The sequence below is a fragment of the Kitasatospora fiedleri genome (assembly GCF_948472415.1).
Classification (GTDB): Bacteria; Actinomycetota; Actinomycetes; order Streptomycetales; family Streptomycetaceae; genus Kitasatospora; species Kitasatospora fiedleri.
Map to the genome: position 1 here is coordinate 445,044 of NZ_OX419519.1, position 19,871 is coordinate 464,914.

At 75.6% G+C, this 19,871-nt stretch carries 9 protein-coding genes and 8 pseudogenes; 5 read left to right on the top strand and 12 right to left on the bottom strand.

What is annotated here, in order from left to right; all coding sequences use genetic code 11:
• Nucleotides 1-63 precede the first annotated feature (63 nt).
• The 3 genes from QMQ26_RS02410 to QMQ26_RS02420 form a co-directional block, all read right to left on the bottom strand.
• Complete coding sequence (locus QMQ26_RS02410; RefSeq protein WP_100834666.1) at nucleotides 64-1,287, bottom strand: LLM class flavin-dependent oxidoreductase; 1,224 nt, start codon at nucleotides 1,285-1,287, stop codon at nucleotides 64-66.
• Entirely contained in the window at nucleotides 1,284-2,630 is a 1,347-nt protein-coding gene (locus QMQ26_RS02415; RefSeq protein ID WP_199847051.1) for an NtaA/DmoA family FMN-dependent monooxygenase, read from the bottom strand. Before QMQ26_RS02415 ends, QMQ26_RS02410 begins: the two co-directional genes overlap by 4 nt.
• A 167-nt stretch (nucleotides 2,631-2,797) precedes the next feature.
• Nucleotides 2,798-4,015: an MFS transporter gene (locus tag QMQ26_RS02420; protein ID WP_100834668.1), complete on the bottom strand. Its 1,218-nt coding sequence runs from the start codon at nucleotides 4,013-4,015 to the stop codon at nucleotides 2,798-2,800.
• Nucleotides 4,016-4,080: 65 nt separating this feature from the next.
• On the opposite strand from QMQ26_RS02420, the pseudogene QMQ26_RS02425 reads away from it, so the two are divergent.
• A pseudogene (locus QMQ26_RS02425) lies at nucleotides 4,081-4,511 on the top strand (MerR family transcriptional regulator).
• A 43-nt stretch (nucleotides 4,512-4,554) separates the two neighbouring features.
• Here QMQ26_RS02425 and QMQ26_RS02430 read toward each other — a convergent pair.
• Nucleotides 4,555-4,956, bottom strand: coding sequence for a PaaI family thioesterase (locus tag QMQ26_RS02430; protein ID WP_159072945.1), 402 nt, complete (start codon nucleotides 4,954-4,956; stop codon nucleotides 4,555-4,557).
• A gap of 395 nt (nucleotides 4,957-5,351) precedes the next feature.
• Here QMQ26_RS02430 and QMQ26_RS02435 point away from each other — a divergent pair, with 395 nt between their 5' ends.
• Nucleotides 5,352-5,723 carry a hypothetical protein gene (locus QMQ26_RS02435; protein ID WP_100834671.1) on the top strand — a complete coding sequence of 124 codons (372 nt, stop codon included), beginning with the start codon at nucleotides 5,352-5,354 and terminating at the stop codon, nucleotides 5,721-5,723.
• 342 nt (nucleotides 5,724-6,065) lie between these two features.
• Here QMQ26_RS02435 and QMQ26_RS02440 read toward each other — a convergent pair whose 3' ends face one another.
• The 5 genes and pseudogenes from QMQ26_RS02440 to QMQ26_RS02465 form a co-directional block, all read right to left on the bottom strand.
• The gene (locus tag QMQ26_RS02440; RefSeq protein WP_282204599.1) at nucleotides 6,066-6,935 is read right to left on the bottom strand and encodes a hypothetical protein; all 870 of its coding nucleotides are present in this window, start codon (nucleotides 6,933-6,935) and stop codon (nucleotides 6,066-6,068) included.
• Between the two features lie 231 nt (nucleotides 6,936-7,166).
• On the bottom strand, nucleotides 7,167-7,667 hold the full coding sequence (locus QMQ26_RS02445; RefSeq protein ID WP_282204600.1) for a DUF5709 domain-containing protein: 501 nt from the start codon (nucleotides 7,665-7,667) through the stop codon (nucleotides 7,167-7,169).
• 1,235 nt (nucleotides 7,668-8,902) lie between these two features.
• Nucleotides 8,903-11,004 (bottom strand): annotated as a pseudogene (locus QMQ26_RS37175) (xanthine dehydrogenase family protein molybdopterin-binding subunit).
• Nucleotides 11,001-12,005 (bottom strand): annotated as a pseudogene (locus QMQ26_RS02460) (FAD binding domain-containing protein). Before QMQ26_RS02460 ends, QMQ26_RS37175 begins: the two co-directional pseudogenes overlap by 4 nt.
• Nucleotides 12,002-12,558, bottom strand: a pseudogene (locus QMQ26_RS02465) ((2Fe-2S)-binding protein). Before QMQ26_RS02465 ends, QMQ26_RS02460 begins: the two co-directional pseudogenes overlap by 4 nt.
• A gap of 217 nt (nucleotides 12,559-12,775) precedes the next feature.
• Here QMQ26_RS02465 and QMQ26_RS02470 point away from each other — a divergent pair.
• A pseudogene (locus QMQ26_RS02470) lies at nucleotides 12,776-13,567 on the top strand (metal-dependent hydrolase).
• Between the two features lie 31 nt (nucleotides 13,568-13,598).
• Here the strand turns inward: QMQ26_RS02470 and QMQ26_RS02475 are convergent.
• Nucleotides 13,599-15,494, bottom strand: coding sequence for an alkyl/aryl-sulfatase (locus QMQ26_RS02475; RefSeq protein ID WP_282204601.1), 1,896 nt, complete (start codon nucleotides 15,492-15,494; stop codon nucleotides 13,599-13,601).
• A gap of 198 nt (nucleotides 15,495-15,692) precedes the next feature.
• Between QMQ26_RS02475 and QMQ26_RS02480 the strand changes: the two are divergent.
• Nucleotides 15,693-16,746, top strand: a pseudogene (locus tag QMQ26_RS02480) (NAD-dependent epimerase/dehydratase family protein).
• A gap of 103 nt (nucleotides 16,747-16,849) precedes the next feature.
• On the opposite strand, the pseudogene QMQ26_RS02485 reads toward QMQ26_RS02480, so the two are convergent.
• Both QMQ26_RS02485 and QMQ26_RS02490 read right to left on the bottom strand, forming a co-directional pair.
• A pseudogene (locus tag QMQ26_RS02485) lies at nucleotides 16,850-17,997 on the bottom strand (sensor histidine kinase).
• Nucleotides 17,994-18,812 (bottom strand): response regulator transcription factor, encoded by an 819-nt coding sequence (locus QMQ26_RS02490; protein ID WP_282204602.1) that lies wholly within the window; start codon nucleotides 18,810-18,812, stop codon nucleotides 17,994-17,996. Before QMQ26_RS02490 ends, QMQ26_RS02485 begins: the two are co-directional and overlap by 4 nt.
• A gap of 380 nt (nucleotides 18,813-19,192) precedes the next feature.
• On the opposite strand from QMQ26_RS02490, the pseudogene QMQ26_RS02495 reads away from it, so the two are divergent.
• A pseudogene (locus tag QMQ26_RS02495) lies at nucleotides 19,193-19,819 on the top strand (glycosyltransferase family 2 protein); the annotation flags it as partial.
• Nucleotides 19,820-19,871: the final 52 nt, after the last annotated feature.

A 19,871-nucleotide genomic window follows, 5' to 3' on the forward strand; every position in this document is an offset into this window, starting at 1 on the left:
ATCCGGCTGTCTCACCGGAAATGTTTGAAACAGCTCCTCCTTATTCCGCCGCTCCTCCGGGCCTCAGCCCGCGGCGCCGGCCGGGGCACCGGCCCGGGCGTAGCGGCTGACCGGACGGGGCAGGCCGAGCAGCCCGCGCAGGGTGTCCGCCGCGTAGGCGGTGCGGAACGCGCCGCGGCGCTGGAGTTCCGGCACCAGGGCGCGGGTGATCGCGGTCAGGTCGTGCGGCAGGGCGCCGGGCCGCAGCCGGAAGCCGTCCAGGCCGGTCTCCCGCCAGTCCAGCAGCAGGTCGGCGAGTTCGGCGGGGGTGCCGGTGAAGACCAGGGCGTCCGAGCCGAAGACGCTGCCGTCGGTCTCGTCCAGCCGGCGCTTGCGCGCGGCGGCGCGGCCCGGCTCCTCGTCGAGGAAGACCACCAGGTCGGCGAAGGTCCGGATCGGCTCCTCGGCGGGCCGCTCGAAGCGCTGCCGGGCCCGGTCGAACTCGCCGAGCCGGGTGACGGCGTCCGCGCGGGACTGCGGGGTGACGAAGACGACGTCCGCCCCGGCGGCGGCCAGCTCGTACGGGGTGCTGGCGTGGGCGAGGACGGCCACCACCGGCTGGCCCTGCGGCGGGCGCGGGGTGATCGAGGGGCCGCGGACGGAGAAGTGCTCGCCGGTGAAGTCGACGTGGTGCACCTTGTCGCCGTCGAGGTAGCGGCCGGTGGCGGTGTCGCGGATCTCCGCGTCGTCCTCCCAGCTGTCCCAGAGCCGGCGGACGGCCTCGACCACCTCGTGGGCCTCGCCGAAGAGGTCGCGCAGCCGGGCGGCGATCAGCTCGGAGTCCCGGACGTCCTCGTCGGTCAGCTGCGGGGTGGTGCGGCGGCCGAAGTGCGCGGCGTCGGCGGCCCGGGAGGTGATCTGCGGGCGCCAGCCGGCCCGGCCCAGGCTGGCGTGGTCGAGCGAGGCGATCCCGATGGCGAGGTGGAACGGCTCGGTGTGGGTGACGTTGGTGGTCGGGACCAGCCCGATGTGCGAGGTCAGCGGGGCGAGCGCGGCGGTCAGCAGGACGGCGTCCAGCCGGCCCCGGACGTGGTCGGTGCGGTCGTCGGGCAGGTGGAAGGCCGAGGTCTGCAGGCCGAGGGTGTCCTCGATGGTGACGAAGTCGAGCAGGCCCTGTTCGGCCTCGGTGACCAGGTCGGCCCAGTAGCGGGCGGTGAGGATCTCGGCGGGCCGGGCGTCGGGCTCGCGCCAGGCGGCGGGGTGCCAGCCGGTGCCGTCCAGGGCGACCGCGAGGTGCAGGTGGGTCACGGGGTCTCCTCGAAGTGGCGGCGGGCGGGCTTCAGGCCGAGGTGGTCGCGGAGCGTGGGGCCGGTGTAGTCGGCGCGGTGCACGCCCATCTCCTGGAGCAGCGGCACCACCCGGTCGACCAGTTCGTCCAGCCCGCCGGGCACCACGTTCGGGGAGAAGACGAAGCCGTCGGCGGCGTCGTTCTGCACGAACGCGTTCATCGCGTCGGCGACCTGGCGCGGCGTGCCGACGAAGGTGGGCCGCGCGGTGACCTCGACGATCAGCTCCCGGATGCTCAGCCCGCGCTCCTCGGCGGTCTTGCGCCAGTGCCGGACGGTCTCCTCGCGTCCCCGGCTGCGGTACAGGTTGTGGCCCTTGGTGACGACGTTCTCCGGGACGGGGTCGACGTCCGGCAGCGGGCCGTCCGGGTCGTAGCCGGACAGGTCGCGGCCCCAGGCCGCTTCCATCAGCATCAGCGCGGTCTGCGGGCTCACCTGGGCGCGGGCGACCTCCTCGGCCCGCTCGGCGGCCTCCTCCGGGGTGTCGCCCAGGACGTAGCTGACCGACGGGATGATCTTCAGGTCCTCCGGGGAGCGGCCGTACTTGGCCAGCCGCGCCTTGACGTCCCGGTAGGCGGCCTGCCCGGCCGCCAGGTCGCTGTGCCGGCTGAAGATGACGTCGGCGTCGGCGGCGGCGAATTCGCGGCCCTCGGGCGAGTCGCCCGCCTGGATGATCACCGGGTGGCCCTGCGGGCCGGACGGGGTGCTGAACCGGCCGGATATGTCGAAGTGCTGCCCCCGGTGGGCGAACCGGCCGGCCCCTGGCCGGATGAACGCGCCGGTGGCGGCGTCGGGCCGGAAGTCGCCCGGCCGCCAACTGTCCCACAGCTCCCGGGCGGTGTGCAGGAACTCGGCGGCCCGGGTGTAGCGGTCGGCCTCGTCCAGGAAGCCGCCGCGCCGGAAGTTCTCGCCGGTGAACGCGTCGTAGCTGGTCACCACGTTCCAGGCGGCCCGTCCCCCGCTCAGGTGGTCCAGGGTGGCCACCCGCCGGGCCACGTCGTAGGGCTCGTTGAAGGTGGAGTTGACGGTCGCGGCCAGCCCGAGGTGGGTGGTGACGGCGGAGAGCGCGCTCAGCACGGTCAGCGCCTCGGGGCGGCCCGCCACGTCGAGGTCGAGGACCCGGCCCTTGTGCTCGCGCAGCCGCAGGCCCTCGGAGAGGAAGAAGAAGTCGAACTTGCCGCGTTCGGCGGTCCGGGCGAGCCGGGCGAAGGAGTCGAAGGCGATCTGGCTCCCGGCGGCCGGGTCCGACCAGATCACGGTGTGCTGGACGCTGGGGAGTTGGGCGGCGAGGTGGATCTGTTTCACTGGCACGGCGAACGTTCTCCTGGTGCGGTGTGCGCTGGTTCAGCGGGGTATTCGGTCCGGGTCGGCGGCGGCGGGCCGCCCGCAACAGCCCAGCCCCGCCACGGCGCGGCGCGGCCCGCAGGCGCGGGACGGCAACCGTCCCGCGCCCCGGACCACCTGACGGCCGCTCACCCGCGCCGGACCGGGAAGCCGTGCGCCCGGGCGGAGACCACCACGCCCAGCACCGGGGCCAGCAGGATCAGCACCGTCCACGGGAAGGACTCGGCGCCGATCCCGTCCAGCAGCAGGCCGCCGATGATGCCGCCCGCGGCCATCGCCACGTTCCACAGGGTGACCAGCATCGCCTGCGCGCCGTCCGCCTGCTCGCCGCCCGCGTCGCCCACCGCGGTCTGCAGCAGGGTCGGCACGCCGCCCCAGCCCAGGCCCCAGAGCGCCGCCGCGACGTACACCAGCGCGTGGGTGCCGGACAGCAGGCCGAGCACCGCCGCCGCGACCGCGACCAGCAGGGTGCTGGCGATGGTCAGGACCCGCAGCTGGCGGTGGATCCGGGCGCCGACGATCCAGATGCTCAGCATCGAGGTGATGCCGAAGACCAGCAGCACCCGGTCGGTGGAGTCGCCCATGCCGAGGTGGTCGAGGTAGGTCGCGACGTACGCGTACAGGATGGTGTGGGCCAGCACGAAGACCAGGGTCACGAACAGCACCGGCGTCACGCCGGGCACGGAGAGCGCGCCCAGGATGCGGGTGCGGCCCTCGGGGCGCTGCCCCGGGTAGTCCGGCACGGTCGCCGCGATCCACCCGATGACGATCACGGCCAGCACCGACATCGCCAGGAACGCCACCCACCAGTCGAACACCCGGCCGACGAAGGTGCCGGCCGGCACGCCCAGCGACAGCGCGACCGGGATGCCGGTCATCACGATCGCGATCGCCTTGCCCTGGAGCGGCACCGGCGCCATCCGGCGGGCGTACCCGGCCAGCAGCGCCCACGCCAGGCCGGCCGCCACGCCCGCGACGAACCGGCCCGCCATGGTCAGCACGTAGTCGGTCGACAGTGCGGTGACGGTGTTGGCCACCACGAACGCCACCATCGCGGTCAGCAGCAGCCGCTTGCGCCGCCAGGCGGCGGTGGCCACGGTCAGCGGGATCGCGGTGAGCGCGGTGGCGATCGCGTAGATCGTCACCGACTGCCCCATCGCCGACTCGCTGACCTTGAGGTCGGCGCTCATCGCGGGCAGCACGCCCGCCGGGAGGGTCTCGGTCAGGGAGGTGATGAAGACCGCGGTGGTCAGGGCCAACAGCGCCAGGAGGGGCAGTTTGCGGCTCTCCGGCTGCGCGCCGTCGTCGGTCGGGTTCTGGATGTCCGGTGGCGACTGTGTGCTCATGGCGGCTATGTTTGAACCCTCACATATATGTGAGGGTCAATCCATCCTGATGTGAGGTGGGTCACATGCGCATCGGAGAGCTGTCGGAACGCACCAACACCTCCCGCCGCCTGCTCCGCTACTACGAGGAACAGCAGCTGATCGTCTCCGCCCGGATGCCCAACGGCTACCGGGAGTACGACGAGCGCTTCGTCGACCGGGTCCTGCAGATCCGCGGGCTGCTCGACGCCGGGCTGCCCGTCAGGATCATCAAACAGATTCTGCCCTGCCTGGACAAGCCCCGAACCATCCACTTCCCGGACGCCACCCCCGAGATGCTGGCCACCCTGCGCCGCGAGCGGGACCGGATGACGAGCGCATCAATTGCCTGATCCGCAACCGCGACTCGGTCGCCGAGTACCTCGACGCGGTCAGCCAGGGCCAGCGCCCCGCCCTCACCCCCGCCCCCGCACCCGCCCCCGCACCCGTCCGGGAGCCGGTCCCCTCCGGCGCCTGACGGCCGCCCGCCCGGCGGGCCGGTGCCGCCCGGTGGCACCGGGTCAGCGGGCCGCACGGGGACGGCTGAACGCGGCGGTGGCGTGGGCGTAGACGGCGCCCGCGTCGTCGGTCACCACCGCGTGGGCGACGGCCGTGCGGTCCGCGCGGGCAAGCAGGCCGGCCTCGGCGACGATCCGGTCCACCGTCATCGGCACCCGGGCCAGGTAACGCAGGTGGATGTCCTTGGTGTAGACGGCGTCACCGCCGGGGTCGACCACGTCGCTGACCGCCAGCCAGCAGACGGTGTCCACCAGGGTGGCGATGGCCGTCCCATGGACCGTGCCCGGCATGCCCTCCACGGCCGGCGTCACGGGCAGGGCGAGGGCCGTGCGGCCGGGGGCCGCGTCGAGGGCGACCAGGCGCAGGGGCGCGGCGAACGGGCAGGAGACCACGTCGTAGCCCATGGGGTTTCCTCCATCTCGAACGGGGCCCGCGGCACCCGTCGGGCCGCGGCGGTGCCGCAGAGCACCCGCCGCCGGACGGCTGCGGGTACGGCACCACCCCTGCTTCGGGGCCTGCGCCCGCGCGGATCGGGGTTCCGGCCGACCGGCTCGTTGAACATGCCCGGCGGCGGGGCCGGCTTTCATCCCCCGCCGGCCTCACGCGAGAGGCACCGCAGCACCCGACCGGCGGCCGGAGAGGCCCGCGAGCGCGGCCGCACTCGTCCGTCCAGGTACGCCTTCCGCCGAAATCGATCACACTGCGTATCTCGATGTGCACTTCCGGTCACCACGTGTCTTGATGGACGAGACGCCGGCGGCCCTCGTCCGGCGGACCGTTTTCCGAGAGAGGCATTTCCATGCGCAAGATCGCCCGTGTGATCGCCGTCGGCACCATGGCCGTTCCGTTCCTCGCCGGTCTGACCGGTGCCGCCTTCGCCGACACCGCCGGCTACCACCAGGAGCAGCAGTTCGCCGGTCCGACCGGTGCGGCTGCCTCGTCGATCCTGAGCGAGGTCGGCACCGGCGTCGGCGGCGCGGGCAACGGCGCCTGTTTCGAGGCCGTCAACCTGGCGGCGGGCCCCAACGGCGCCGCCCTGTCCGAGGTCAAGTCGCACGTCTTCAACGGCGACGACGGCACCGCGGGCGCCGGCTACGAGCAGACCATGATCGCCGCCGGCCCGGCCGGCGCCGGCGTGCAGAGCGTCGGCAGCCACGTCTTCACCGGCTGACACCCCCACGCCCCGGCGGTCGGCCGCGGGCGGGGACGCGTACGAATCCTCGACGCGTCCCCGCCGCGGCCGACCGCTTGCGCGTCCGGGTCAGTGGCCGACGGCCTCGGCGAGCGTCGCGTCCGCGTGACGAGGACGGCCTGGCGGGCTTCTGAGCCGGTGACGGTGACGCGGACCGCGTCGATGCTCGCCCCGACGCTCCCGCTCCACCACCGCTCGGGCTGCTTGAACTGCTCGCACTGATCGGACCGTTCAGGCTGCTCGGGCTGCTCGCACTGATCGGACCGGTCGGGCTGCTCGGGCTGCTCGGGCTGCTCGGACCGTTCAAGCCGGTCGGGCTGCTCAGGCCGGTCGGGCTGCTCGGGCTGCTCGGGCCGGTCGCCGTCGGGCTCGCCACCGCCGCGAGGGCGGGCTCCACGGCGGGCGTGCCCTCGCGGCCCGGGAGCGGCGGAGCCGTGACGGGTGCGTTCCGCTCGTTGAGGACGACCTCCGCGACCATCGGCCGCGTGACGTCCGCGGAATCCTGATCCGCGTCCCCGGAGCCGGGTTCTGCGGGATGCTCGCCACCTCGATGCCGCCGTAGCGGACCGTTCCGCCGCTGATCGCCATCGCGAACTCGGGTGCGCGGCCCGCCTCGGCCACCACCGAGACGCGCAGCCCCGACAGCCGCACCTCCACGGCGGCCGAACCGGCCGTCGCGAACGGGTCCGCGCCGGGCACCGCGGCCGGAACCGACAGCCCCAGCGTCCGCGCCTGCACCGATGCCTCCAACCGGCAGCCGTCCGGGCCGGGTCGCGCCCCCAGCGTTCCGCTCGCGGTGGTGCGCACCGCCATGTCCCGGCCGTCGGCCGCCGCGGTCGGCACCGCGTCCGCGCTCACGCCGGGCAGCGACACGACGCCGGGGAAGCCGTCCGGACCGGCGAACGGGGAGATCCCGACCAGGTCGGCCAGGCCGGACCGACTCGATCGGCCCACCGAGACGCTCCCGTCGAACGGCCCCCTCTCCTGCGGCACCCCGACCGCCTGCGGCCACTGGGCCTGCCACAGCCGCGCGCCGGAGTCGTCACCGCTCAGCGCGGCCGCCCACGCGCGCGCCAGGCCGCAACCCGCCGAGGTGGTGCTCCCCGTCGCGTCGGCCGCCGTGGCGGCACCCGTGCCGCACAGCACCGAGACACCCACCGCCACGCCCGTCAACGCACAGCCGACCGGCATCAACCGTTTCATCATCCGACCCTTTCATCGCAGTACTTTCAGCCCTCTTTAGCTCCTCCCTCGGCTGGAACCGGACCGGCAGGCCACGATTCCCCGGCACCCCACCCGGATGGCCCACCGCACGCCCGTGGTCGGGACGGGAGTCGACGGCGGCGGCTGGCCGGGGCGCCACGGACGGTCGGCAGCCCGATGGGTGGCGAGCGGCGCGGGCGGCGCGGGCCGGACGGGGCGTCAGCGGTAGTCGTCCCCGGCGTCCGGGTCGGCGTCGCGCAGGTCGTCCGCCGCGGTGAACCGGAGCGCGTCGGACAGCGGTTCGGAGTCGTCGGCGTCGTCGAACTCCGCGGCCTCGTCCTCCTCCTGGTCGGTCAGGTGGACGGCCGCCTCCTCGGCCCCGGCCGCGCCGCCGTCCGTCCCGGCGTCCTCGGCGAACAGGTCGGTGTCCTCCTCCACCAGCCGTCCGGCCCGCGGGCCCGGGCCGGACGGCCAGCGGTCGTCGACGTCGGGGGCCGGCGCGTCCGGCTCCTCCTCCGCGAGCAGCCGGTCCAGGGACTCGCCCGCCTCGGCCTCCGCCGCGGTGGTCCCGTACCCGGTGGCGCCGCGGTAGCCGTCGGCCGTGGCGATGCCCGTGTCCAGCGGGTCGTCGTCCAGGTCGTCGTCCTCCAGCGAGTCTGCCGGGTCGAGGACCCCGTCGTCCTCGGCGGGCAGCGGGTCCTGGGGTGCGGGATCGGTCATGGCGGGTCTCCTTCGGAACGGGCCGGACGGGCTCCGGCGGTGGACGCGTCGGGTGGCGCGGCCCGGGCCCGTCGGGCTCCGGGCCGGTCAGGGGGCGAGGAGGTCGAACGGGCGCCGGGCGGACCGGCCCTCGTCGCCGGGACGGGTTCGGCGGTCCTGCGGCCGGTGGCACCGATCGGACGACCGGGCCCACCGGTCGGAGGTCCGGAACGGTCGGCCCGGCGCCCGTGCGGCGCCGGGGCGGGACGGCGACCGGTGCGGGCACCAGCCAACCGCACGACCGCGGCCCCCCGGCGCCAACACACCGCGCCGCGGACCCGAACGGGTGAAGGCCCGCCGCGCGCCCGGACACTGACCCGACGTCAGTTCCGCGCACCCCTGCGGCCGGTGTGGGTGGGGTGGGGAAGACTACGGGCACCACCGGTGCACGCGCCGGCGGCGATCCCTTCCCACGGACGAAGTTGAGGCCCATGCCAGCGACAGCTCCCCCCGCGCCCCTCTCCCCCCCCACGCCGAACTGGCGGCGCGGCACGGGCTGGGCGCCCCGACCGCCACCTTCGAGCCCCAGCGGTACGGGGTGCTGCTGAAGGTCTCGTTCTACCTGACCCTGGCCGTCCTGCTCTTCCTCTTCGTGGTGCCGGCCGTGGTCTTCTACTACGTGTCGCTGCGCCGCCAGCCGGACTTCAACCCCCGGCAGGCGGCGAAGCGGCTGCACCTGTTCGAGCACGGCCTGATCGTCGACCAGGAGACCGGCCCGGCGGCCGGTGGCCCTGCGGTGGGACGAGGTCCGGCTGCACGAGGAGCAGACCCAGAAGATCATCAACGGGATACCGGGCCCGGTCCGCTACACCTGCCTGCTGCGGGCCCGGGGCACCGGCGTGACGGTCACCGACTTCTACCGGACCCCGGCGGTCTGGGCCCGGGCCATGCAGCACGCGGTCCTGCGGGCCCAGGGCCCCGGGGCGCAGGAGGCGCTGCGCGCGGGCGAGGTACTGGACTTCGGCCCGTTCGACCTCTCCGGCGCGGGCATCACCCACCAGCGGCAGCTGCTCCCTGGGACCGGCTGGGGCGGGTCGAGCTCGGCGGCGGCGCCGTCCGGGTGGTGCGGGACGACGAGCCCTCCCCCTGGGCCCGCGCGATGGCGAAGAGCGTCCCGAACCTGTCGGTCTTCCTGGCCCTGGTGGAGGCGCACGGCGCCGGCTGAGGGCCCGAGCCCCGGCCGGGCGGCCCCGGCCTCACCGCCCGGGCCGCTCCTCCAGGGCGGGCAGCACCTTGTCCAGCGTGACGGGCAGGTCCCGCACCCGCGCCCCGCAGGCGTGCCACACCGCGTTCGACACCGCGGCGGCGGTGCCGACGATGCCGATCTCGCCGATGCCCTTGGTCCCCAGCACGTTGACGTGCGGGTCGTGCTCGTCGAGCCAGTGGGCCTCGACCTCGGTGACGTCCGCGTGGGCCGCGATGTGGTAGCCGGCGAGGTCGTGGTTGACGACGTGGCCGGTGCGGGGGTCGAGCACGCTGTTCTCGTGCAGCGCCATGGACAGTCCATGGTCATGCCGCCGACGAACTGCGAGCGGGCCGTGCGCGGGTTGACGATCCGGCCCGCGGCGAACACGCCGAGCAGGCGCGGCACCCGGACCTCGCCGGTGTCCAGGTGGACCCGCGCCTCGGCGAACTGGGCGCCGAAGGCGTGCATCGCCCAGCGGTCGGACCCCGGCCGGACCGAGCCGGACGCCTCGGCCCGCTCCGGCGGCTCGGCCCCGTACCGGGCCCGGAAGGCGCGGGCGGCCTCGACCACGGCCGAGCCCCAGGTCGCCGTGCCCGAGGAGCCGGCCGGCCACCGTCGCCATCGGGTAGGCGGTGTCGCCGATCCGCACCGCCACCCGCTCGACCGGGACGCCGAGCGCGTCCGCGGCGATCTGCGCCAGCGTGGTCCAGGTGCCGGTGCCGAGGTCGGCCGCGCCGATCTCGGCGACGTACCGGTCGCCCTCCCGCCGGATCGTCGCCGTCGACTCCGGCATCAGGTGCACGGGGTAGGTGGAGGCGGCGACGCCGGTGCCGACCAGCCAGTCGCCGCTGCGGCGCACCCCGGGCGCGCGGTCGCGCCCGGCCCAGCCGAAGCGGGCCGCGCCCTCGCGCAGGCAGCCGACCAGGTTGCGGCTGGAGAAGGGCTTGCCGGTGTCGGGGTCGGTGCCGGGCTCGTTGCGGACCCGCAGCTCGATCGGGTCGAGACCGAGGCGCTCGGCCAGTTCGTCCAGCGCCACCTCGGGCCCGAACATGCCGGGGCACACCCCGGGGCGCGCATCCAGGACGGCACCGGGACGTCCAGGGCGGCCAGCCGGTGGGTGGTGCGCCGGTTGGCGGCGGCGTACATCATCCGGGGGCACGCCGGTCTGCTCGGCGAACTCCTTGATCCGGGAGGTCTGTTCGACCACGTCGACGGCGAGGGCGGTCAGCCTGCCGTCGCGGTCGGCGGCCAGCACGCAGCGCTGGATGGTGGGGGTGCGGTAGCCGGCCAGCGCGAACATCTGCTGCCGGGTCAGCACCAGCCGCACCGGCCGACCGGGGACGGCGCGCGCGGCCATCGCGGCCAGCACCGTGTTGACGTGCGGCTCGCCCTTCGAGCCGAAGCCGCCCCCGACGTACGGGCAGATCACCCGGACCTTCGCCTCGTCCAGGCCGAACACGGCCGCCAGCGCGGTCCGGGCGGGGTGGACGCCCTGGGTGGAGTCCCACAGGGTGAGGAAGCCCTCGGCCTGGTCCCAGCGGGCCGTGGTGGCGTGCGGCTCCATCGGGTTGTTGTGGTACATCGCGGTGGTGTACGTCCGCTCGACCGTCACCTCCGCCGCCGCCACGGCCGCCGCGACGTCGCCCTCGACGGTGTCGGTGGGGAAGTCCGGGTTGACCTTCTCGGGCGCGTACAGGTCGTCGCGGTCGGCCCGCAGCTCGCTGTCGTGCTCCTGCCGGTCGTACTCCACCCGGACCAGGGCGGCGGCGTGCCGGGCCGTCTCGGAGCTGTCGGCGACCACCAGGGCGACGACCTGGCCCCGGAAGGCGACCTCCCGGTCCTGGAGGGCCGCCAGCTCGCGGTTCCCGGTGTCGGCCAGCCGTTCGGCGCGGTCGGGGGTGAGCACCGCGAGCACGCCGTCGAGCGCCTCGGCGGCGGCGGTGTCCAGCCCGGTGATCCGGCCCGGGCGACGGCGGCCTGGACGGGGTGCGCGTGGGCGGCGTCCGCCACCGGGGCCTCGGCGGCGTAGGCCGCGGTGCCGCGCACCTTGGCGGCGCCGTCCCGGCGGGGCAGGGCCCGGCCGATGGCGGCGGATTCGTCGACGGAGGTCATCGGGCGTCCTCTCCGACCAGCTCGCGCAGGGTGGCGGCGAGGGTGCGGCGCAGCAGGGGGATCTTGAACGCGTTGCCGCCGTCGAGGCCCTCCAGCGGGCGGGCGTCGGCGAGTTCGGCGTCCGCGGCGGCCCGGTAGGACTCCTCGGTCGCCGCGGCGCCGCGCAGCACCCGCTCGGCCCGGCGGGCCCGCCAGGGCACGTGGGCGACGCCGCCGAACGCGACGCGCGCGTCCGTGATCACGCCGTCCCGCACCTCCACCCGCCGCGGCCACGCTGACCAGGGCGAAGGCGTACGAGGCGCGGTCGCGGACCTTGCGGTAGGCCGAGCGGCGGCCGGCGGCAGGGCGGGCAGGTCGATCGCGGTGACGAGGTCGCCGTGTTCGAGCACCGTGTCCCGTTCGGGGGTGTCGGCGGGCAGCCGGTGCAGGCCGGTGAAGGGGACGGTGCGCTCGCCGTCCGGGCCCAGCACCCGCACCCGGGCGTCGAGCGCGGCCAGTGCCACCGCCAGGTCGGAGGGGTGGACCGCGACGCAGTGCTCGGAGGCGCCGAGGATCGCGTGGTGGCGGGTCCAGCCGCCGAGGGCGGAGCAGCCGGAGCCGGGCTCGCGCTTGTTGCAGGGGGTGGTGACGTCCTGGAAGTAGGCGCAGCGGGTCCGTTGCAGCGGGTTGCCGCCGGTGGTGGCCATGTTGCGCAGCTGCCCCGAGGCGCCCGACAGCAGGGCCTGGGACAGCACGGGGAAGCGTTCGCGCACCGCGCGGTCGGCGGCGAGCGCGCTGTTGCTGACGCCCGCGCCGATCCGCAGGCCGCCCCCGTCGAGGTCCTCGACCGTGGCGGGCAGCAGGTCGGCGACGTGCACGACCAGGTCGGGGGCGACGATCCCCAGCTTGAGGTGGTCGACCAGGTTGGTCCCGCCGCCGAGGAACACCGCGGCCGGGTTCCGGGCGACGCTGCGGACGGCCGCCGCCGGGTCGCCGGGGCTCAGGTAGTCGAAGGGCTTCATCCGGCGGCCTCCGCGGTCGGTCGCCCGCCGGTGCGCAGGGCGGCCGCGGCCTGCTGGACGGCGGGCACGATGTTGACGTAGGCGGCGCAGCGGCACAGGTTGCCGCTCATCCGCTCGGCCACCTCGGCGCGGTCCAGTTCCGGCGGCCGGGCACCGTCCGTGACGGCGCTCGGCCAGCCCCGGGCGAACTCGTCGAGCGCGCCGACCGCGGAGACCACCTGCCCGGGGTGCAGTAGCCGCACTGGAAGGCGTCGCAGTCGATGAACGCCCGCTGCACGGGGTGCAGCCCGCCCTCGGCGTCCGGCGCGCGGGCGGCGAGCCCCTCGGCGGTGACCACCTCGGCGCCGTCCTGGGTGACCGCGAGGGTGAGGCAGCTCAGCACCCGGCGCCCGCCGGACAGCACCGTGCACGCGCCGCACTGCCCGTGGTCGCAGCCCTTCTTCGGGCTGGTCACGCCCAGCCGCTCGCGCAGGGCGTCGAGCAGCGTGGTGCGGGTGTCGACGGTCAGCCGGCGCGTGGTCCCGTCGACGTGGACGGTGATCTCTCTCAGCACCGCCCGAGGGTTCCCGGCGCGGGCCCCGGCCACACGGCGTCCGGCGAGGGCCCACCCGGACGGCGGCGGCCCCCCGGACGGCGGCGGCCCCGGCTCCGGCTCCGGCCCCGGCCCCGACTGCCCCGGCAACGGTGTGATCATCCGTGATCATGAATGGCTATGCTCACGCTCCGTCAGGTGCCGGACGGCCCTGGCGGAACGAGAGGGTGGTGTCACGATGATGGGACCGGCGCACGCGCTGTCGGGCGCGGCGGCCTGGGTGGCGGTGGGCGCGGTGGCGGCCGTGCTGGACGAGCCGATGCCCTGGCCGGTACTGCTGGTCGGTGCGCTGATCACCGCGGGCGCGGCGCTCGCGCCGGACCTGGACCACAAGGCGGCGACGATATCGCGGGCGTTCGGTCCGGTGTCGCGCTGGCTGTGCGAGGTGATCGACCAGCTGTCGGCCGCGGTCTACAAGTCCACCCGGGGCAAGGGCGACGCCCGGCGCTCGGCGGCCACCGGACGCTGACGCACACCTGGCCGTGGGCGGTGATGTGCGGGGCGGTGGCCGCCGCGGTCGCGGTGTACGGCGGCCGGTGGGGCGTGCTCGCCGTGCTGTTCGTGCACATGGTGCTGGCCATCGAGGGCCTGCTGTGGCGGCACGCCCGGGTCTCCAGCGACGTACTGGTGTGGCTGCTCGGGGTGACCAGCGCGTGGATGCTGGCGGACATCCTCGACGAGCCGGGCCACGGCGCGCGGTGGCTGTTCGACGAGCCGGGGCAGCAGTACCTGTGGATCGGCCTGCCGATCATGCTGGGCGCGCTGGTGCACTGCGTCGGCGACGCGCTGACGGTCTCGGGCTGCCCGGTCCTGTGGCCGATCCCGATCGGCCGCAAGCGCTGGTACCGGTCGGCCCGCCGAAGGGATGCGGTTCCGGGCCGGCAGCAAGGTCGAGGTGAAGGTGCTGTCGCCGATCTTCATGGGGCTGAGCGCGGTCGGCGCGCTGGTCGCCCTCCAGGTGATCGGCTGACGGCCGGGAACGGGGGTCGGGGCGCGGCCGGTCAGGGGGTGACGACGGCGAAGCCCGGGTCGGGGGCGGTCAGGTGGCCGAGGAGGAGTTCGGTGACCGTGTGCGGGTCGCCGGTCACCCGGGCCCGGCCGTCGGCGGCGAGCTCGTCGAGGCGGGCGGTGCCGAGCAGGACGGCGCGCAGGTCGGCCTCGTCCAGGGTGACGGTGAGGTCGGGGGCGGCCACCGCCGGGCCCTCGCCCGCGGTGTGGGTGAGGACGCCGTTGTGCAGGCGCAGCGTGATCGGCTCCTCGTGGCCGGTGAGGTTCCAGCGGATCGCGAGCGAGGCGTCCCAGCTGCCGGGGCCGTCGATCCGGATGGCGAGGGAGTCGAAGAGCTGGTCGAGGGTGAGGGCGGCCAGGATGTCCGGGGAGACGCTCTCGGTGGGGGTGCCGACGTTGCCGTCGCGCAGTTCGAGGGCGCCCATCAGGTAGAAGTTGCGCCAGGTGCCGTTCTCGCTGCCGTAGCCGAGCTGTTCGAGGGCGGCGGCCTGGAGGGCGCGGGCGTCCGCGTCGTCCGGGTCGGCGAAGACCACGTGGTTGACCACCTCGGCCACCCACCGGTAGTCGCCCGCCGCGAACGACTCCCGGGCCCGGCGCAGCACCTCGTCCGCCCCGCCCATGAAGTCGACGTACCGGGTGGCGGCCTCGACGGGCGGGTGCTGCCACAGGTGGGCCGGGTTGCCGTCGAACCAGCCCAGGTAGCGCTGGTAGATCGCCTTGGTGTTGTGGCTGACCGAGCCGTAGTAGCCGTGGGTGTGCCACGCCTTCTCCAGCGCGGGCGGGACCTGCATCCGCTCGGCGATCTCCGGGCCGGTCAGGCCGGTGTTGAGCATCCGCAGCGTCTGGTCGTGCAGGTAGCCGTACAGGTCGCGCTGCTCGGACAGGAAGGCGATCACCCGGTCGCGGCCCCACACCGGCCAGTGGTGCGAGGCGAACGCCACCTGCGCGTCCGCGCCGAACAGGGTGATCGCCTCGGTCAGGTAGCGCGACCACACGTGCGGGTCGCGCACCTGCGCGCCGCGCAGGGTCAGCAGGTTGTGCAGGTTGTGGGTGGCGTTCTCCGCCATGCACAGCGCCGCGTGGTCCGGGAAGAAGATGTTCAGCTCGGCCGGGGCCTCGGTGCCCGGGGTCAGCTGGAAGACCATCCGGATGCCGTCGACCACCTCCTCCTGCCCGGTCCGGGTGATGTCCAGGGTCGGCGGGATCAGCCCCGCCGCGCCGGTCGAGGTGGTCTGCCCCAGGCCCGCGCCGACCTGCCCGCGCGGCCCCTTCGGCAGTGCCGCACCGTACATGTACGCCGCCCGCCGGCCCATCGCCGTGCCCGCGTACACGTTCTCGCTGACCGCGTGTTCCAGGAAGCCCTCCGGCGCGAGGACCGGGACCTCCGCGCCGTCCGGGACCACGCCGCGCACCCCGCCGAAGTGGTCGATGTGGCTGTGCGTGTACAGCACGGCCGTCACCGGACGGTCGCCCCGGTGCGCCCGGTACAGCGCCAGTCCGGCCGCCGCGGTCTGCGCCGAGATCAGCGGGTCGACCACCAGGACGCCGCGCTCGCCCTCGACGATCGTCATGTTCGACAGGTCGAAGCCGCGCACCTGGTAGATCCCCTCCACCACCTCGAACAGGCCGTGGTCGGACACCAGTCGGCTCTGCCGCCACAGGCTCGGGTTCACGCTGTCCGGGCAGTCCTGGGCGAGGAACCCGTACGCCTGAAGGTCCCACACCGTCCGCTCGCCGTCCTTGACCAGCGGGTCGGCCGCCGTCCCGAGGAACCCGCGCCTGGCGTCCTCGAAGTCCCGCGTGTCGTCGAACGGGAACCGGCCGAGCACCGCGCGGTTGGCCTCCGCGACGCTCGGCTGGGCGGGCTCGGACTGGGTGTGCTGGCTCATCGCTGACTCCCGGGGAGAGGGCTCCGTGTCGCTGCCACCCTTCCCAACGGGGTGGCCGGGCGCCTCGCATGATGGGCCGTTCGGGTGGGCGCCGGTGCGGCGCGCGCCCCGGGCAGGGGGCCGCCGGTCCTTACCGGTCGGTGACGTCGCCGTCCGCCTGCGCCGTTCCCGGGCCGGGCGTGGGTAGCGTCGCGGGGCATGAGAATCCTGGTGACGGGCGGGGCCGGTTTCGTCGGCTCCGCGGTGGTGGGTGCGCTGCTCGCGGGCGGCCACGAGGTGCGGGTGCTGGACGCGCTGCTGCCGGCGGTGCACCCGTCGGGGCTGCCGTCGGCGGTGCCCGCGGGCGCGGAGTTCCGGCACGGCGACGTGCGGGACGCGGCGGCGGTGGAGGCGGCGCTGGACGGGGTGTCGCGGTCTGCCACCAGGCGGCGATGGTCGGGCTGGGGTGGACCTGGACGACGCCCCCGCCTACGCCGGGTGCAACGACCTGGGCACGGCGGTGCTGCTGTCGGCGATGGCCCGGCGCGGGGTGCGGGACCTGGTGCTGGCCGCCGGTCCATGGTGGTGTACGGCGAGGGCGCGTACCGGTGCGGGCGCACGGGCCGGTGGCCCCGGGCCGCGCCGGGCGGCGGACCTGGACGCGGGGCGCTTCGAGCCGCCGTGCCCGGCGTGCGGCGAACCGCTGCTGCCCGGCCTGGTCGGCGAGGACGCCCCGGCCGACCCGCGCAACGTGTACGCGGCCACGAAACTGGCCCAGGAGCACCTGGCCTCCGCCTGGGCCCGCGCCTGCGGGGGCCGGGTCCTGACGCTCCGCTACCACAACGTGTACGGGCCGGGGATGCCGCGCGACACCCCGTACGCGGGGGTCGCCTCGCTGTTCCGCTCGGCGCTGGCGCGCGGCGAGGCACCGCGGGTCTTCGAGGACGGCGGCCAGCGGCGCGACTTCGTGCACGTCACGGACGTGGCGGCGGCCAACGCGGCGGCCCTGGCCGCCCTCCCCGACCGGCCGGCGGGCAGCGCGCGGGCGTACAACGTGGGCAGCGGGGACGTCCGGACGGTGGGCGACCTGGCCCGGGCGCTGGCGTCGGCGTACGGCGGCCCGGCCCCGGTGGTGACGGGCGAGTACCGGCTGGGCGACGTCCGGCACGTGACGGCGGACTCCGGACGGCTCCGCACCGAACTCGGCTGGCGGCCCCGGGTGGCGTTCGAGGCGGGGGTGGCCGAGTTCGCGGCCGCCCCGCAACGGGCCTGACGGCCGGTCGAGGCGGGGCGGGGGGCTGGGCGGGCGCCGGCGGGGCCGGACCGGACCGGGTCCGCCGTCCCCGGGGCCGGGGGGCTGGGGCGCGGTTCGGCCGTCAGGGGCGGCGGGTGGTCGGGAGGCTGATCTCGAAGCAGCAGCCGCCGTCGACGTTGCGTACCCGGGCCCGGCCGTCGTGGGCCTCGACGATGCCGCGGACGATGGCGAGGCCGAGGCCGGCGCCGCTGTCGGCCGTGTCGGGGGTGCCGGGGCGGCGGGGCGGGGGGTGCGGGCGGGGGTGCCGCGCCAGCCGGTCTCGAAGACCCGGGGGAGGTCGGGTTCGGGGATGCCGCCGCAGCCGTCGGTGACGGCGAGGACGACGGCGTCGGCCTCCCGGCGGGTGGAGACGGCGACCAGGCCGTCCGGCGGGGTGGCGCGGATCGCGTTGACCAGCAGGTTGCCGATCACCCGGGTGATCTCCCGGGGGTCGGCCTCGACGGGCGCGGGTTCGACCCGGCGGCCTTCGAGGCGTACGCCGCGCTGCCGGGCGAGTGGGTGGGCGCCGGCCAGCGCGTCGTCGACCAGGTCGTGCAGCGAGACCCGGGAGAGGGTGAGGGAGAGCGCGCCGGCCTGGATGCGGGAGAGTTCGAACAGGTCGTCGACCATGCCGGTGAGGCGTTCGACCTCGGTGCGGATTCGGGCGAGGTAGCGCTCGGGCTGTTCGGCGACGCCGTCCTCCAGGGCTTCGGCCATCGCGCGCAGGCCGGCCAGCGGGGTGCGCAGGTCGTGCGAGATCCAGGCGATGAGTTCCCGCCGGGAGGCGTCCAGGGCCCGTTCGCGGTCCCGGGATTCGGCCAACCGGGCGCTGGTGGCGGCGAGTTCGGCGCTGACGGCGGCCAGTTCCCGGCCCAGCGGCCGGTCCGGCGGGGTGAACCCGGCGTCGCCGCCGACGGTGCGGGCGGCCACCGCCAGGGCCCGGCCGCCCGCGGTGACCTGGCGGCCCAGCAGCGCGGCGGTGAGCAGCGCGACCACCGAGGCCATCGCCAGGACGGTGCCGACCACGCCGAGGTCGTGGTGGGAGAGGAACATCGCCTGGGCGACCGCGAACGTCCCGGAGGTGACGGCGAGGACGCTGACCACGGCGACGGCGAACAGGGTGAGCGCCAGCGAGCGGCGGCGCAGCAGGCGCAGCGCGGCCAGGCCGAGCAGTCCGGCGGCGGCGGCGCCGAGCGCGGCGAACAGGGCGATCAGCAGCAGGTCCTTCACGCCGCACCGCCCCGCACGGAACCGGTCGGGCCGGTCGGGTCGGTCGGGTCGGCCGAGCCCGTCGGGCCGGTCGGCTCGGCCGGGTCGTAGCGGTAGCCGACGCCCCAGACGGTGCTGATCAGCGCGGGCGCGCCGGGGTCGTCCTCGATCTTCTCGCGCAGGCGGCGGACGTGGACGGTGACGGTCGACAGGTCGCCGAAGTCCCAGCCCCAGACCCGCTGCATCAGCTCCTGCCGGGAGAACACCGTCGCGGGGTGCCGGAGCAGGAACGCGAGGAGGTCGAACTCGCGGCTGGTGAGCGGGAGTTCGCGCCCGGCCCGGTGGGCGCGGCGGGCCCGGTGGTCGAGCGCCAGGTCACCGGAGCGCAGGGGCCCGGACGCGGCGGGGGCGGGGGCGGTGCGGGCGCGGCGCAGGATCGACTGGACGCGCAGCACGAGTTCGCGCGGGCTGAAGGGCTTGGTGACGTAGTCGTCCGCGCCGAGTTCGAGCCCGAGGACGCGGTCGGCCTCGTCGCCCTTGGCGGTGAGCAGCACCACCGGCAGGTCGGGCCGGTCCGGGCGGGCGCGCAGGCGGCGCAGCACCTCGAGGCCGTCCAGGCCGGGCAGCATCAGGTCAAGGACGAGCAGGTCGGGCCGGTGGCGTTCGGCCAGGTCGAGCCCGCGCGGCCCGTCCTCGGCCCGGTCGACCAGGTGCCCGGCCCGGGTGAGGTAGCCCGCCACCACTTCGCCGACGGTCGGGTCGTCGTCGACGACCAGGATGCGGGCGGGCTCCGGCGGATCGGCGGGAGCGGGGACGGGAGCGGGGCCGTGGTTCACCCGCCCGAGGATACGAGCCCTCCCCGGCCGACGGCCCCGGCCCGGGCCCGCGTTCGGGTTCCGTAAGATCCGCCGCCCGCACGGAACGTCCGAACGGATCGTCCGAACGGGTCGCCAGAACGGATCGGCCGGCCGACTCCACGCCGACCGGCTCCCCGGCACCACCCGCTGGTTGCCGTCCCGCGCGGCTCCGCGCCGCGCGGCTCCCCTGCGCCGTACGACTTCCGTAAGGGCGTGGTTCGGCCGCCGCGGGGGCGGGCGTGGTTAGCGTGGCGGGCGTGACTCCTCCTCTCCTTCCGTCTCCTCTGCTCCCGTCCTCGGTGGACGTGGTGCTGCCCTGCCTGGACGAGGCGCGGGCGCTGCCCTGGGTGCTGGGCCGGATGCCGGCCGGCTGGCGGGCGATCGTGGTCGACAACGGTTCGCGGGACGGCTCGGCGGAGTTGGCCGCCTCGCTGGGGGCGACGGTGGTGGCGGAGCCGCGCCGGGGTTTCGGCGCGGCCTGTCACGCCGGGCTGCTGGCGGCCGACGCCGAGCTGGTGTGCTTCCTGGACTGCGACGGCTCGCTGGACCCGGCGCAACTGCCCCGGGTGGTCGGGCCGGTGGCGGCGGGCGCGGCCGATCTGGTGCTGGGGCGGCGGCGGCCGGTCTCGTTCGGGGCGTGGCCGCCGCACGCCCGGTGGGCGAACCTGGTGCTGGCCCGGCGGCTGCGCGCGGTGACGGGGGCCGGGCTGCACGACCTCGGGCCGATGCGGGCGGCGCGCCGGGAGCGGCTGCTGGCGCTGGGGCTGGGTGACCGGCGCTCGGGCTACCCGCTGGAGATGGTGCTGTCGGCGTCGGCGGCGGGGATGCGGATCGCCGAGGTGCCGGTCGACTACCGGCCGCGGGCGGGCCGTTCGAAGGTGACCGGGACGGTGCGCGGCACCCGGCAGGCGGTGCGCGACATGCGGAAGGTGCTCGCGGCCGTGCCGCCGACCCTGCTGGTGATCGCCAAGGCGCCGGTGCCGGGCCGGGTGAAGACCCGGCTGATCCCGGCGTTCGGCGCCGAGCGGGCCGCCGGGC